Here is a 14,351-nt window from a genome sequence, read left to right on the forward strand (position 1 = left end):
CGTGGTGACGATCTGGTGGGGTGTGCTCGGTTTGCTGCTGGGCGGCTACTTCGCGTTGGCGGGCTACGACTACGGCGTCGGAATGCTGCTGCCCGCGCTCTCCCGCTCGCGCGACGAAGCCGGGCAACGGCGCGTGCTCGGCGCGGTCGGGCCGTTCTTCCTGGCCAACGAGGTGTGGCTGGTCGCGGCGGTCGGCGTGCTGTTCGGGGCGTTCCCGCATCTGGAAGGGCGGGTGTTCGCCGGGGCTTACGTGCTGGTCGTGCTGTTGCTGCTGGGTTTGGTCACGTTCACCGCGGCAGTGCAGTTGCGGAGCCGGCGTCCCGGGGGCGACCGGCGCGGGTGGACGTTCGCCATTACCGCGGGAGCGCTGGTCACGGCGGTTTCGTGGGGTCTGTTCCTCGGTAATCTCGTGCGCGGGCTGCCGCTGGACGCGCAAGGTCGCCCGCTGGACGACGTGCTGGCGTTGTTCAATCCGTACGCGGTGTTGTGGGGGCTCGGATTCGTCGCGTTGTTCTGCTTGCAGGGCCTGGCTTTTCTCGCGGTGCGCGGTCCGGCGGAGATTGCCGGGCGGGTTCGACGGCTGGCTCGGTCGTTCCTGTTCCCGGTCGGGGTTTTCCTGGTGACAGCGACAGTTTGGGGCGCTCTCTCGGTTTCCGGCGCTTCGTGGGCCGCGTTAGCGGTGGTCGTTCTCGCCTTCGCGGCATACCTGACCGTCCTTTTCGGACTCCGCAGCCCGCGATTGGCCTTGCCTGCGACCATGCTTCTGAGCGCCTGCCCGGCGTTGCTGGTCGGCGTGCTGCGATTCCCGACCGTGTTGTCCTCCGCCACGGGCTACCAGCTGACCGTCGACCAGGCCGCCACCACCCCGGACATGGCCGCGGTGCTCGGCTGGTTCGCCGCGCCCACGCTCCTCGTGCTGATCGTCGTGCAGTGGCTGACCTGGCGAGCCCATCGCCGTCCGGTCACCGAGAAGTCGTTGCTGCACTTCTGAAGGAGCCTCGCCATGCCCGCTCTCCCCGGTCTCCGCGGCTACCTCGCGACGCTCGCCCTGCTGGGCGTCGGCACCGCTGTTCTCGTGCTCGTTCAGGCTGACGGGCTGGCGACCCTGCTCACCGGCGGCGGCGTTTCAGTCGCACTGTGCGTCGCCGTTGGTGCGCGGCTTCTGCTCGTCATCGGGCAGGGCCTGCTCACCAGTCGCTTCGCGGCTTCAGCCCAAGCGGGCTTGCGTTGCCGGTTGCTCGACGCGACCGGCGACCCCGGCGTGACCGCCACCCGAATCACCAAGGGGGTCGACGCCACCGCCACGTATCTCACCGGTTACCTGCCCGCGATGGTGCTGTCCGCGGTAGTACCCATCGCAGTACTGGCCAGGCTTTTCGCCGCCGACCTGACTTCCGCCTTGATCGTCACCGCGACCGTTCCGCTGATCCCGCTCTTCGGCGCGTTGATCGGCGCGCACACGAAGGCGCGTACACAGTGGACACTGCTGACCCGGCTCGGCGGGCACTTTCTCGACGTCGTCCGAGGCCTGCCAACGCTCAAGCTGTTTGGCCGCGCACAAGCCCAAACCCGCGTCGTGCGCGAGATGGCCGATGCGCACGCGGACGCGACCATCCGGACACTGAAAGTCGCCTTCCTGTCCGCCTTGGTGCTGGAACTCGTTGCCACACTGTCGATCGCACTCGTCGCGGTACCGATCGGGTTCCGACTGTTGTCCGGTTCGATGACCGCGCACACCGCGATGCTGATCCTGGTTCTCGCTCCCGAGGCGTACCTGCCGTTGCGCGCCGCCGGGGCGAAGTTCCACGCCGCCGCCGAAGGACTCACCGCACTGAAAGAGATTCTCAGCGCGCCAACGGCAGTCCGCCGATCCGGCACGCAGACCCGTCGCCTTGGCCCGCCGGAGATCGTTTTCGACCAGGTTTCCGTGTACTACGGCGAAACCCGCGCACTGTCCGAAGTAGACTTGACTATTCCGCCCGGCGAGCATCTCGCCTTGGTCGGACCGAGCGGTTCCGGCAAGTCCACCCTGCTCGCGGTACTGCTGGGCTTTGTCGAGCCGACCTCCGGCCGGGTCCTGATCGACGGCGTCGACCTGCGCACCCTCGACCACTCGTCGTGGCTGCGCGACACCGCGTGGCTGCCCCAGCGTCCGACGTTGTTCCGCGGCTCCCTGATGGAAAACACCGGCGGCCGCCGGGTCGACGACATCGTCACCGACCTCCCCGACGGTTACGCGACACAGCTCGGCGAACTCGGCGCCGGACTGTCCGCCGGGCAACGGCAACGCGTCGGCCTGGCGCGCGCCTTGTCCCGTACCGAAGCCGGACTGGTCCTGCTGGACGAACCCACCGCCCGCCTCGACGCGCGAACGGAAGCGACCGTGCTGGCCGGTGCCAAGGGACTGCTGCCCGGCCGCACCGCGGTCCTGGTCGCGCACCGGCCGGCGTTGGCAGCGCTCGCGACGCGGACGGTCGAACTCAAACACGGGATGACCAGATGAAACTCGCCCGCGCGGCCCTGCTCGCCGTCGGTGCCGAACTCGCCGGACTCGGGTTGACCGGCACCGCGGCCTGGCTGCTCCTGCGCGCCGCCGAACAACCCCCGCTCGCCGCGCTTACCCTGGCAATCGTCGCCGTGCGAGTCTTCGCATTGGCGCGCGGCGGGCTCCGTTACGCCGAACGCCTTGCCGGACATGACGTTGTCCTCCGCTACCTCGGCGCTCTCCGGACGCGGGTGTACCAGGCGCTTCTCCCCCGCCAGGTCGCCGAACACTCCGGCGCGGACCTGGTCACCCGCCTGGTGTCCGATGTGGACACTGTACAGGACGCCATCCTCCGGCTCGCGCTACCGGCCGTCGTGGCAGCCACCGTCGGTCTCGCCGTGGTCATTTTCGCCGCGCTGATAAGCCTTCTGCTCGCCGGGATCGTCCTCATTGGACTGATTGCGACGAGCCTCCTGTGCATTCCGCGCGGCAAAGCACCCGAGCCGCAGCAGGAACTCGCCGAGCGCACCGTCGAACTCGTCCTCGGCCGCGACGAACTGATCGCCTACGGCTGCGAAGACCGGGAAAAAGCCCGCGCCACCACGATCATCCGCAAACTGGCCGCGGACTCCCGCCGCGCCGGCGCCCGCCTAGCCCTGACCACCGCTGCCGGAATCGCCGTGCAATTCGCCACCACCGCCGCGGTCGCGCTGCTCAGCCCGGCGAGCCTCCCGGTCACCGCTGCCCTCACCCTGACCACGATGGCGCTGTTCGAGCTGGTCCTGCCGCTGCTCACCGCCGCCGAACGGATCCCCGAAATCCGGGCTTCGCTGCGCCGGGTACGCGCCGTTCTCGCCGCACCGAAACCAGCCCCAGAACCGATCCACGGCCCAGGACACTTCCGGCTGACCGACGTCCGCGTCCAGCGTCCCGGCCGCCGCGCCGCACTCGACGGCATCGATCTCGACCTGCCGCCCGGCACCCGCCTAGGCGTCCTCGGCCCGTCCGGCGCCGGGAAAACGACCCTGCTGCACGTCCTGCTCGGCTTCGTCTCCCCGACGTCCGGCTCGATCACCGTCGACGGCCGTCCCATGGCCGGACCGCACCCCGCCGTGATCTCCGGAGCCCTCGCCGACGCACATGTCTTCGCCACGACCGTCCGCGAAAACCTGCTGCTGGCCAGGCCGGAAGCCACCGACGACGACCTGCGCGCGGCCTGCGAAACCGCGGGCTTCGATCTCCCGCTCGACCGGGACACCGGCCAAGACGGCGACGCCCTCTCCGGCGGGCAACGGCAACGGCTGCTCCTCGCCCGCGCCGTGCTCGCCGCACCGCCGGTCCTGGTCCTCGACGAACCAGTGGAAGGCCTCGACCCGGCGCACGGCGACGAGGTCCTGGCGAGGGTTCTCGCTCAGGCGAGGGGAACTGTCGTGCTGGTAACGCACCGGCCGGAGCACGTCGCCGGGTTCGACCAGGTACTCGTCTTGGAGGACGGGCGTCGAGCGCTCACCGCTCCCGGACCAGCCGGATCGGCTCGTCCAGCGGATCAAGGTGGAAGAGGTCGTTGGCGTCGACATGCGGCTGCGGATCCGGCGAACCCCGGAACAGCGCGACCACCACAGCGGTCAGCCGCACCCGCCCGCCGCCGAGATGCGTGACCCCCTTCGGCGCGTCGAGCCCGGCCAGCCACTCGGCCTGCGCCGGATCCATCGTCGCGGTGTAACTCCCGGTCCGGCCGGAGCGGACTTCGCGGTCGGCCAGCACATCGCCCCAGCGCGCGAGCGTGAGGATCTCGTCGATCGCCAAGCGGAGTTCGTCGCTTCCCCCGTACTCCAACGGCTGGTATCCGGCCCGGCGGGCGATCCCGCCGCTCCAGTAGCTGGAATCGTCGCCGGGCACGCTGCGGTAGAACGTCTGCCACGCGGGGCGGCGGCGCTCAGGATGCGGAGCCAGTTCGGCCCAGCCGATCGCGAAGCCCTCCCGCGTGCCGTCGTCGGCGAAGACCCGCACGGTGTTCCGGTCCGGTTGCCGGAGCACCAGGCCGCGCAGTTTCACCCGGTTCACGGTCCCGGCGTCCAGCTGGTTGTCGGCCACGTCCATCGCCCCCGCGCGTCGAATCTGATCGGTCCCCGAAGGTAGCGCGCGCCGATGACTTCTCGATGAAACCCGGCTGGTGTCCTCTGTGGACACTACGGCTGCCGGGCGGCCAGCACCTCCCGCATCGGCGGCCGGTCCAGCACCGGCACCTCCGTCACGTCCGGCACCCACTCGCCGGACACCTGCACGAACTGGGTGAACCGCGCCGCCTCCGCGCTCGGCATCCCGCAGCGGGCCAGCGCGGTGCCGAGGATCTGCCGGGCCATCACGCCGAGCTGCAGCAACGAGCGGTTGCGGTGTTTGCGCACCCCGAGGTTGACCTGCGCCAATCCCTCCAGCCCGTAGCGCTCCTCGGCGTCGAGCAGCAGCCCGATCTCCACGCCGTACCCGCCGGCGAAAGGCACCGACTCGAGGAACTCGCGCGTGCCCGCGTACTCGCCGCCCAGCGGCTGCACCAGCTCGCCCAGCGCCGGGCGCAGCGCGGACAGCACCGGGCGCGCCAGCAGCTCCGTCACCCGGCCGCCGCCGGTGCTCTCCAGCCGCAGCGGGCGGCGGTAGAAGCCCTTGACCAGGTGCACGCCGTCCTCGGTGAGCAGCGGGCCGAGCAGCGACGGCACGAACGCCGGGTCCGGGTCGACCAGGTCGGAGTCGAGGAACACCACCACGTCGCCGGTCGTCGCGGCGAGCGAGCGCCACAGCACCTCGCCCTTGCCCGGACGCGGGGGCAGCTCCGGGACGACGTCCTCGCGGCGCACCACCCGGGCCCCAGCGGCCGCGGCGACCTCGGCCGTCGCGTCCGTGGAGCCGGAATCGACCACCACCAGCTCGTCGACGACCCCGCCGAGCAGCGGGCGCACCGACGCGACCACCGCGGCGACCGTCTCCTCCTCGTCCAGCGCCGGCAGCACGACCGACACCGTCCGGCCGCGTTTTGCGGCGAGGATGTCCGCGGCGCTCCACCCGGGCTCCTGCCAGGTGCGACGGTGAAACCAGCTCATGGAGGCGATCGTGCCATGCTGGAGCAGGTGCCCGATCCTCCGGAGGGAGAACCCTTGCTGCCGCTGCTCGTCCGTTTCGTGCTCGGACCGCTGGTCCGCGCGCTCTACCGGCCTCAGGTCGAGGGGGTGGAGAACATCCCCGAAGACGGCCCGGTGCTGCTCGCCTCCAACCACCGGGCGGCGCTGGACACGGGTGTGATCACGTTCACCACCCCGCGGCAGGTCCGGTTCCTCGGCAAGGCCGAGTACTTCACCGGCAAGGGCCTCAAGGGCCGGTTCATCGCGAAGTCGCTCGACGCGCTCGGCTACGTCCCGGTCGAACGCGGCAACGCACAGGCCGGGCTCGCCGCGCTCGAGGCGGGCCGCAAGGTGCTCACCGACGGCGGCGTGTTCGCGATCTACCCCGAGGGCACCCGCTCGCTCGACGGACGGCTGCACCGCGGGCACACCGGCGTCGCGGCGCTCGCGCTGTCCACCGGCGCGAAGGTGGTCCCGGTCGCGTTGTTCGGCACCGAGGGCATCCAGCCGAACGGCGCGAAAATCCCGCGGCTCGCCAAGATCAAGGTCCGGTTCGGCGAACCGCTGGACTTCTCGCGGTACGAGGGCCAGGACTCGTCCTCGGCCATCCGCCGGTCGGTGACCGACGAAATCATGTACGCCATTCTCGAACTGTCCGGGCAGGAATACGTCGACACCTACCACAAACGACCGGACGAAAAAGCGTCGTGAACCGCTATCCGGTCGAACGGGCCATGAGGTCGATCAGCTTCTCGGCGTCCGAGGCGACGCTGATCAGCTGCCGGGTTTCCGGGCGCAGGAAGCCCTTTTCCAGCATCTGATCGGCGAACTCCACCAGCGGCGAGTAATACCCGGCCACGTCGAGCAGCCCGATCGGCTTGCGGTGGATCCCGAGGTGCGCCCACGTCCACACCTCGAACAATTCCTCGAGGGTGCCGACCCCGCCGGGCAACGCGACGAACGCGTCCGACAGCGCGGCCATTTTCGCTTTGCGCTGGTGCATGTCGGGGACCACGTGCAATTCGGTGAGGCCGCCGTGCGCGATTTCCACGTCCGACAGCACTTCCGGGATCACGCCGAACACTTCGCCGCCCGCGGCGAGCGCCGCGTCGGCCACCACGCCCATGGTGCCGACGCTCGCGCCGCCGTAGACGAGGCCGATTCCCCGTTGCGCCAGCAGTTTTCCGACGCCGGCCGCCGCCTCGGCGTACTCCGGCGAGAAGCCCCGCGCCGAACCGCAGAACACACAGATCCGCATCAGTGCGTGTCCTCCCAAGCCTGATAAGACTCCTGCACGACGCGCACCGCGTCGTCGATGTCGTCGGTCAAGTGCAGCAGGTCGAGATCCTTTTCGCCAATTTTCCCGCCGCCGAGCACGGATTTCGCGATCCAGTCGTACAGCCCGCCCCAGTATTCGGTGCCGAACAGCACGACCGGGAACTTCGTCACCTTCTTGGTCTGGACCAGCGTGAGCGCCTCGAACAGTTCGTCGAGCGTGCCGAATCCGCCGGGAAGGCAGATGAACGCCTGCGAGTACTTGACGAACATGGTCTTGCGCGCGAAGAAATACCGGAAGTTCACGCCGAGGTCGACCCACGGGTTCAGGCCCTGTTCGAACGGCAGCTCGATGCCCAGCCCCACGGAGAACCCGCCGGCCTCGTTCGCGCCGCGGTTCACCGCTTCCATCGCGCCCGGACCGCCGCCGGTCATCACCGCGAAGCCGGCGTCGGCGAGCGCGGCGCCGATCTTGCGGCCCAGTTCGTACTCCGGGTTGTCGCGTTTCGTGCGTGCCGAACCGAACACGGTCACCGCGCGCGGAACCTCGGCGAGCGCGCCGAACCCCTCGACGAACTCGGCCTGGATCCGCAGCACGCGCCACGGGTCGGTGTGCACCCAGTCGCTCGGGCCCCGCGAGTCGAGCAGCCGCTGGTCGGTCGTGCTGCCCTGGTCGCGCCGATCGCGCCGGAGCACGACCGGGCCCTTGTGCCGCTCCACCGGACGTTCGGGGTACTGGCCGTCGGGAAACTCAGACTGTTGGCTCACCAGCCAAGCCTACGGGCCGTTCGGCCGAGGCGGGCGCCCGCGTCGGCACCAGAGCGTGACGGCTCGGTTGCCCGCGGCTGAACGCGGGAAAGCGGACCACCAGCGGGTTCCGGTCCTCCTACCAATGGCCGGTTGTCGGCAACTACCTACGAAAGTCGCCCGGACCGTCCCAAACCGGCGTTTTCCCTGCTACGAGGCCACTTGCGGGGAATAGTCCTGATCGCCCCCGGGGTCCCGCTGGTCCGTTCAGCGCATTGACCGCCCCCGTGAGCGCTTTTTTACTCACGGTGTCCGCGGCCTGATCAGCCCAGCTCAACGCGTTGCGCTTTTCCCCATCGTGTACCCCGAAAGGACTGTCGATGACGTCCAGAAGAGGGCTCGCCACCGGCATCGCAAGTGTCGCCGGTCTCGCCCTTTCCCTGCTCGCGCTGCCGGTGACCCCGGCATCCGCGGCCCCCGCCCAACCTTCCGCAGACCCGCAGGCCACCGCGATCGCGGCCGCCGACCGGGCTGCCGCCGCAGGCGCCGTCGGGCTCCGCAAGAGCTCGGCCGAAAGCCTGCACCGCGTCAGCACCACCCTGGGCGACGCCGGGCTGTATTACAACTCCTACGAGCGCACCTACGACGGCCTCCGGGTCGTCGGCGGGGATGCGGTGATCGTCGCCGACGGAACGGGCCGCGTGCGCGGCACCGACTCCGCCGAGAGCGCGGCCATCACCGTGGGCACCAAGCCCACTGTCGACGCGGCGCGCGCGGCTTCGGTCGCCCGCGGCCAGCTGCCGACCGTGAGCGCGGTGAGCAAGCCTGATCTGGTCGTTCTCGGCGGCGCACAGCCGAAACTGGCCTACGAGGTCGTCGTCAAGGGCCGTACCGCGAAGGCGCCGAGCAACCTGCACGTCTTCGTCGACGCCGCCACCGGCAAGGTCCTCGACCAGCGCGACGACGTGAAGGCCGAAAGCCCGGCCAAGTCGGCCGCGAACGCCGCCGCCCCCGCCGTGGCGGGCAACGGCAACAGCTACTACGTCGGCCAGGTCAGCATCGACACCACCGGTTCCGGCAGTTCCTACTCGATGCGCGACCCGAACCGGTCGGGCATCAGCTGCGGCCGCGAGAACGGCTCGGTGTTCACGAAGTCCAGCAACAACTGGGGCAACGGCAGCGGCACCGACCTCGAAACCGGGTGCGTCGACACGCTGTACAGCGTGCAGACCGAGTGGAACATGCTGAAGGACTGGCTGGGCCGCAACGGCATCGACGGCAACGGCCGCGGGTTCCCCGCCTCGGTCGGGCTGAACGACGTCAACGCGTACTGGGACGGCTCGTCCACGCACTTCGGCCACTCGCAGGACAACCAGCGCCAGGCGACGTCGATGGACGTGGTGGGCCACGAGTTCGGCCACGGCATCTTCCAGAACACGCCGGGCGGCGCGGGTTCGGGCAACGAGAACGGCGGGCTCAACGAGTCCACCGGCGACATTTTCGGCGCGCTGACCGAGTTCTACGCGAACAACCCGGTCGACAAGCCGGACTTCACCGTCGGCGAGGGCGTCAACCTGGTCGGCCAGGGCCCGATCCGCTACATGTACAACCCGGGCCAGATCGGCGACCCGAACTGCTACTCGTCGTCCATCCCGAACACCGAGGTGCACGCCGCCGCGGGCCCGCAGAACCACTGGTTCTACCTGCTCGCCGAGGGCAGCTCGCCGTCGGACGGCCAGCCGTCGAGCCCGACCTGCAACAACAGCAGCGTCACCGGCGTCGGCATCCAGAAGGCGGGCAAGATCTTCTACAACGGCCTGCTGCACAAGACGTCGTCCTGGAACCACAAGGCGGCCCGCAAGGCCACCCTGCAGGCGGCGGTCGACCTGTTCCCGGGCAGCTGCACCGAGTTCAACGCCACCAAGGCGGCGTGGGACGCGGTTTCGGTCGGCGCGGTCTCCGGCGAGGCCACCTGCTCGGGCGAACCGCCCAAGGACAACGACTTCTCCGTCGCGCTGTCGCCGACGAGCGCGACCGTCCAGCCCGGACAGTCGGCCACGTCCACGGTGACCACGAAGATCACCAACGGCGCGGCGCAGCAGGTGAAGCTGACCGCGAGCGGCCTGCCCTCGGGCGCGACCGCGACGTTCAACCCGGCGACCATCCAGTCCGGAGCCACCGCGACCGTCACGATCGCCACGACGGCCAGCACGCCGAAGGGCACCAGCAAGATCACGATCACCGCGACCGGCGCGAACGCCACCCACACGTCGGACTTCACGCTGACCGTGGGCAGCGGCAACCCGCCGGGCTGCGGCGGCATCGCGGCGTGGGACGCGAACACGTTCTACGGTCCCGGCGACGTGGTCTCGTACAACAACCACAAGTGGACCTCGACGTGGTACTCCGTCGGCGCTGAGCCGGGCGCACCCGGTTCCTGGGCCGTCTGGACCGACAACGGGGCCTGCTGACGCAGCAACCGCGGGATAGCTGTTCTCTGAACCAGCCGGGCACGGCGCCTCGTGCCCGGCTGGTCCGCGTTTCGCGCACTTGTCCAGACCAACAGCCCGAAATTTGTCTAGACCATACGATCGGGGGTAGGCAGCCCCCGGCCCGCCGCTTACCGTTGCGGCAACACCGTTACCGGGGACGGGAGCCGTGATGAACGGACGGAAATCGCGCTGGTTCTGGACCGCCGCGGCGGCCCTGCTCGCACTGCCGCTGACGGGAATCGCGCCCGCCTCAGCGGCGCCGAACTCGGACACCTGCGCGGTAAAACCGAGACCGTCCGGCCCGGTGCTGCAGGGCTACTGGGAAAACTGGGACGGAGCCGCGAACGGCGTGCACCCCGGCATGGGCTGGGTGCCGATCAACGACCCCAGCATCGCCGCACACGGGTACAACGTCATCAACGCCGCCTTCCCGGTGATCCTCTCCGACGGCACCGTGCAGTGGGAAGACGGCATGGACTCGACGGTGAAGGTCTCCACCCCCGCGGAAATGTGCGCGGCCAAAGACGCCGGAGCCACCATCCTGATGTCCATCGGCGGCGCGGCAGCAGGCATTGATCTGTCCTCCAGCTCGGTCGCCGACAAGTTCGTGAGCACCATCGTGCCGATCCTGAAGAAGTACAATTTCGACGGAATCGACATCGACATCGAAACGGGCTTGTCGAGCAGCGGCGACATCAATTCGCTGTCCGCTTCGCAAGCAAACCTGGAACGCATCATCGACGGCGTACTCTCGCAAATGCCGTCCGGCTTCGGCCTTACCATGGCCCCAGAAACAGCATACGTAACCGGCGGCTCGGTAACCTATGGATCAATCTGGGGCGCATACCTGCCGATCATCAAGAAGTACGCGGACAACGGCCAGCTGTGGTGGCTGAACATGCAGTACTACAACGGCTCGATGTACGGCTGCTCCGGAGACAGCTACGAAGCGGGAACCGTGCAAGGCTTCACCGTGCAGACGCAGTGCCTGGACAAGGGCCTCACCGTACAAGGCACCACGATCCGCGTCCCGGTGGACAAACAGGTCCCCGGCCTCCCCGCCCAACCAGGCGCAGGCGGCGGCTACATGGACCCAGGCCTGGTCTCGCAGGCCTACCAAAGCGTCCCAGGCCTCAAGGGCTTGATGGACTGGTCCATCAACTGGGACGGCTCCCGAGGCTGGACCTTCGGCGACAACGTGAAATCGCTGCAAGGCCGCTAACAAGCTGCTGTGGGCCGGGGTGCTGCGTCCGTCGCCGCCCCGGCCTCAGCCCAACACCCGCACGGCCGCCAGGAGACCACGCCCCAAAACCGCCGCCGATGCACAAACACATCGAGGCACCCAGCCCCCAACCGCACCGCTGCACCCAACAAGCGAGCCCTAAAACCGCAGAATCTGCACCCAAACAGCGAGGCACCCAGCCCCTCCCCCGCACCCCGATACGAAGCCTCCCTGCGGTCGGTGGGTGCTTGTCAAGGCATCTTTCCCGCCTTGACAAGCACCCACCGACCGTCAGCACAATCGGGCTTCGGGGTGCCCCACGCAACCACTAACCGGCAATGTCGCCGCCAGGCGACGAGCCGCCCGTCTCACCCCAAAAACGCCCTCAACACAGACGCAACCCCCCGAATCTCCCCAACCCGAACATTCTCCCCTTGCGTATGCGCCAAAGCAGGATCCCCCGGCCCGAAATTCACCGCAGGCATCCCCAACGCCGCGAACCGAGCCACATCCGTCCACCCCAACTTAGCCGCAGCGGACCCCCCAGCCGCAGCCACCAACTCCGCCGCGGCAGGCGCGGACAACCCAGGCAACGCCCCCGGCGACATATCCACCAAGGTCACGTCAAATCCGGTAAACACCTCCCGCACGTGAGCCTCCGCCTGCTCCGCACTGCGATCCGGCGCGAACCGATGATTAACCGTCAACACCGCCGCATCAGGAACGACATTCCCAGCCACCCCGCCGGCAATACCAGTAGCCTGCAGCCCTTCCCGATAAGTAAGCCCGTCAATCTCCACCACCCGAGGCGAATACGCGGCCAACCGCGCCAACGGCTCCGCAAGGGCGTGAATCGCATTGACCCCCATCCAAGCCCGAGCAGTATGCGCCCGAGCCCCAGCCGTACGAACCTCGACCCGCAAGGTCCCCTGGCACCCAGCCTCGATCACCCCATTGGACGGCTCCCCCACGATCGCGAGATCCCCGGCCAGCCACTCCGGCAGCTCCCGCTCGATCCGCCCAAGCCCGTTCCGGACCGCCTCGACCTCTTCATTGTCATAAAAAACAAACGTCACATCATGCCGAGGCTCCGGCAAGGTAGCGGCGAGATGCAAAAACACCGCGTCCCCGCCCTTCATGTCCACCGACCCCAGCCCGTGCAACACCTCGTCGTCCCCAGCCCCAGTACGACGAGAAGGCAGATTGGCATTCTCCGGCACAGTATCCAAATGCCCAGCAAGAATCACCCGCGACGGACGCCCCAAATTGGTCCGCGCCAGAACCGCGTCCCCATTCCGCACCACCTCCAAATGCGGAGCCTGCTCCACCAACGCCGCCTGCACGAGGTCAGCCAGCCGCCCCTCCTCCCCGGAGACGCTGAACACATCCACAAGGGCAGCAGTGAGGTCGGCCGGATCGGCGCGCAGGTCAAGGGAGGTCATACCGGCACCGTACCCAGCCGGCGCGGGGGCTACCGTGAGGACGTGCGCACGCGAAGCTCCCTGGTCGCTCTCGGCGTCCTCGCCCTCGTCCTCACCGGCTGCAGCAACGAGGCCGGGCCCAAGGCCCGTCCCGGAGCCGGCGATCCGGGTCCGGACGCCCTGCCGATCAAGCTCGACGCACTGTCGGCCGACGCCTGCTTCACCGGGCCGCAGACGCAGCTGCCCAAGGGCTGTGAGAAATACGTCACCGAGGTCGGCAACACCGCCGGTTCGGTGCACAAGCTGGCGAAAGCGGGCAAGACGGTCAACGAGCCGCTCGACCGCGACGCGACCGCGATCGACCAGGCGGTCGGCGCGTTCCGCCAGGCGGGCTGCACCACCGTGCCGGCCCCGGGCGGAGCGTGCACGCAGGCGCTCGTCTCCATCTCGGCCGCGCTGACCGAGGTCAAGCAGAAGGTGAACCAGCTGGCCACCACGGGTTGATCCGGCCCGCTTCGGCTACCGTGACCGGCGTGAGCGAGCAGACCCCTGACCCCGAAACGACCGGCGCCGTCGGCGTCGGGCTGGCCACCGTCACGTCCGACGGAACCGTGCTGGACACCTGGTACCCGCATCCCAAGCTGGTCGAAGCAGGCGCCAGCGGCACCGAACGGCTGACCGCGGAGCAGACCACCGAGCTGCTCGGCGAGTCCGCGGCCGCGCTGCTCGGCCCGGACACCGACCGCGGTGTCGAGGTCGTCGCGGTGCGCGTCACGATCGGCAGCCTGGCCACCGCGCCCGCCGACGCCCACGACGTCTACCTGCGCCTGCACCTGCTGTCGCACCGGCTGGTCCAGCCGCGCGGGCAGAGCCTCGACGGCATCTTCGGCCTGCTGGCCAACGTCGTGTGGACGAACCACGGCCCGTGCCCGGTCGAGGGCTTCGAGCAGACCCGGCTTCGGCTGCGGTCGCGCGGCGCGGTCACCGTGTACGGCGTGGACAAGTTCCCGCGGATGGTCGACTACGTCGTTCCGGCCGGGGTCCGCATCGCCGACGCGGACCGCGTGCGGCTCGGCGCGCACCTCGCGTCCGGCACCACGGTGATGCACGAGGGCTTCGTGAACTACAACGCGGGCACGCTCGGCGCTTCGATGGTCGAGGGCCGCATCTCGGCCGGCGTGGTGGTCGGCGACGGCAGCGACGTCGGCGGCGGCGCGTCGATCATGGGCACGCTGTCCGGCGGCGGCACCGAGGTGATCTCGATCGGCGAACGCTGCCTGATCGGCGCGAACGGCGGCGCGGGCATCTCCCTCGGCGACGATTCGGTGATCGAGGCCGGGCTGTACGTCACCGCGGGCACCAAGGTCGAGGTCGACGGCAAGACGGTGAAGGCACGCGAGCTGTCCGGTATCTCCGGCGCGGTCTTCCGGCGCAACTCGGCGACCGGCGCGGTCGAGGTCGTGCCGCGCGGCGGTGTCGGCATCCAGCTGAACGAGGCACTGCACGCCAACTGAACCAGCCCTCGAGAGGGTGCGCTTCCCCCTGCGGAAGCGCACCCTCTCGCTGTTTCGGCGGTCTCTGTCGAAACGTCGTTCA

The 14,351-nt window shown here is 69.1% G+C and carries 12 protein-coding genes; 8 read left to right on the forward strand and 4 right to left on the reverse strand.

Going from position 1 to position 14,351, the window contains the following annotated elements; genetic code table 11:
* Nucleotide 1: 1 nt before the first annotated feature.
* The 3 genes from F9C12_RS18485 to cydC are packed head-to-tail and all read left to right on the forward strand — an operon-like array spanning nt 2 to nt 4,143.
* The gene (locus F9C12_RS18485) at nt 2-991 is read left to right on the forward strand and encodes a cytochrome d ubiquinol oxidase subunit II (protein ID WP_409466707.1); all 990 of its coding nucleotides are present in this window, start codon (nt 2-4) and stop codon (nt 989-991) included.
* Between the two features lie 12 nt (nt 992-1,003).
* Nucleotides 1,004-2,503 carry a thiol reductant ABC exporter subunit CydD gene (gene cydD, locus F9C12_RS18490; RefSeq protein ID WP_409466708.1) on the forward strand — a complete coding sequence of 500 codons (1,500 nt, stop codon included), beginning with the start codon at nt 1,004-1,006 and terminating at the stop codon, nt 2,501-2,503.
* A complete protein-coding gene (cydC, locus tag F9C12_RS18495; RefSeq protein WP_409466709.1) occupies nt 2,500-4,143 on the forward strand; it encodes a thiol reductant ABC exporter subunit CydC in 1,644 nt (547 codons plus the stop codon). Before cydD ends, cydC begins: the two co-directional genes overlap by 4 nt.
* Before the next feature lie 531 nt (nt 4,144-4,674).
* Here cydC and F9C12_RS18500 read toward each other — a convergent pair.
* Entirely contained in the window at nt 4,675-5,580 is a 906-nt protein-coding gene (locus F9C12_RS18500; RefSeq protein WP_409466710.1) for a glucosyl-3-phosphoglycerate synthase, read from the reverse strand.
* 54 nt (nt 5,581-5,634) lie between these two features.
* On the opposite strand from F9C12_RS18500, the gene F9C12_RS18505 reads away from it, so the two are divergent.
* The gene (locus F9C12_RS18505; protein ID WP_409186787.1) at nt 5,635-6,309 is read left to right on the forward strand and encodes a lysophospholipid acyltransferase family protein; all 675 of its coding nucleotides are present in this window, start codon (nt 5,635-5,637) and stop codon (nt 6,307-6,309) included.
* Between the two features lie 4 nt (nt 6,310-6,313).
* Here F9C12_RS18505 and F9C12_RS18510 read toward each other — a convergent pair whose 3' ends face one another.
* Both F9C12_RS18510 and F9C12_RS18515 read right to left on the reverse strand, forming a co-directional pair.
* Entirely contained in the window at nt 6,314-6,856 is a 543-nt protein-coding gene (locus F9C12_RS18510) for a TIGR00730 family Rossman fold protein (protein WP_409466711.1), read from the reverse strand.
* Nucleotides 6,856-7,641: a TIGR00730 family Rossman fold protein gene (locus F9C12_RS18515; RefSeq protein WP_409183219.1), complete on the reverse strand. Its 786-nt coding sequence runs from the start codon at nt 7,639-7,641 to the stop codon at nt 6,856-6,858. Before F9C12_RS18515 ends, F9C12_RS18510 begins: the two co-directional genes overlap by 1 nt.
* Before the next feature lie 359 nt (nt 7,642-8,000).
* Here F9C12_RS18515 and F9C12_RS18520 point away from each other — a divergent pair, with 359 nt between their 5' ends.
* Both F9C12_RS18520 and F9C12_RS18525 read left to right on the forward strand, forming a co-directional pair.
* Nucleotides 8,001-10,091 carry a M4 family metallopeptidase gene (locus tag F9C12_RS18520; RefSeq protein WP_409183220.1) on the forward strand — a complete coding sequence of 697 codons (2,091 nt, stop codon included), beginning with the start codon at nt 8,001-8,003 and terminating at the stop codon, nt 10,089-10,091.
* 190 nt (nt 10,092-10,281) lie between these two features.
* Nucleotides 10,282-11,334, forward strand: a complete 1,053-nt coding sequence (locus F9C12_RS18525; protein ID WP_409183221.1) for a chitinase — start codon at nt 10,282-10,284, stop codon at nt 11,332-11,334.
* A 368-nt stretch (nt 11,335-11,702) separates the two neighbouring features.
* Here the strand turns inward: F9C12_RS18525 and dapE are convergent, their stop codons facing one another.
* Nucleotides 11,703-12,776: a succinyl-diaminopimelate desuccinylase gene (gene dapE / locus F9C12_RS18530; protein ID WP_409183222.1), complete on the reverse strand. Its 1,074-nt coding sequence runs from the start codon at nt 12,774-12,776 to the stop codon at nt 11,703-11,705.
* A 42-nt stretch (nt 12,777-12,818) separates the two neighbouring features.
* Between dapE and F9C12_RS18535 the strand changes: the two genes are divergently transcribed.
* Together F9C12_RS18535 and dapD are read left to right on the forward strand one after the other, a co-directional pair.
* Complete coding sequence (locus tag F9C12_RS18535) at nt 12,819-13,259, forward strand: hypothetical protein (RefSeq protein ID WP_409183223.1); 441 nt, start codon at nt 12,819-12,821, stop codon at nt 13,257-13,259.
* A 29-nt stretch (nt 13,260-13,288) separates the two neighbouring features.
* The gene (dapD, locus tag F9C12_RS18540) at nt 13,289-14,269 is read left to right on the forward strand and encodes a 2,3,4,5-tetrahydropyridine-2,6-dicarboxylate N-succinyltransferase (protein WP_409466712.1); all 981 of its coding nucleotides are present in this window, start codon (nt 13,289-13,291) and stop codon (nt 14,267-14,269) included.
* Nucleotides 14,270-14,351: the final 82 nt, after the last annotated feature.

It is taken from the genome of Amycolatopsis sp. GA6-003 (genome assembly GCF_046267895.1).
In the GTDB taxonomy this organism is placed as follows: domain Bacteria; phylum Actinomycetota; class Actinomycetes; order Mycobacteriales; family Pseudonocardiaceae; genus Amycolatopsis.

What these genes read in the sequence shown, in the direction of transcription:
- cydD (WP_409466708.1), top strand. Translation starts at nt 1,004, where the DNA reads ATGCCCGCTCTCCCCGGTCTCCGCGGCTACCTCGCGACGCTCGCCCTG.
- cydC (WP_409466709.1), top strand. Translation starts at nt 2,500, where the DNA reads ATGAAACTCGCCCGCGCGGCCCTGCTCGCCGTCGGTGCCGAACTCGCC.
- F9C12_RS18500 (WP_409466710.1), bottom strand. Translation starts at nt 5,580, where the DNA reads ATGAGCTGGTTTCACCGTCGCACCTGGCAGGAGCCCGGGTGGAGCGCC.
- F9C12_RS18510 (WP_409466711.1), bottom strand. Translation starts at nt 6,856, where the DNA reads ATGCGGATCTGTGTGTTCTGCGGTTCGGCGCGGGGCTTCTCGCCGGAG.
- F9C12_RS18520 (WP_409183220.1), top strand. Translation starts at nt 8,001, where the DNA reads ATGACGTCCAGAAGAGGGCTCGCCACCGGCATCGCAAGTGTCGCCGGT.
- F9C12_RS18525 (WP_409183221.1), top strand. Translation starts at nt 10,282, where the DNA reads ATGAACGGACGGAAATCGCGCTGGTTCTGGACCGCCGCGGCGGCCCTG.
- dapE (WP_409183222.1), bottom strand. Translation starts at nt 12,776, where the DNA reads ATGACCTCCCTTGACCTGCGCGCCGATCCGGCCGACCTCACTGCTGCC.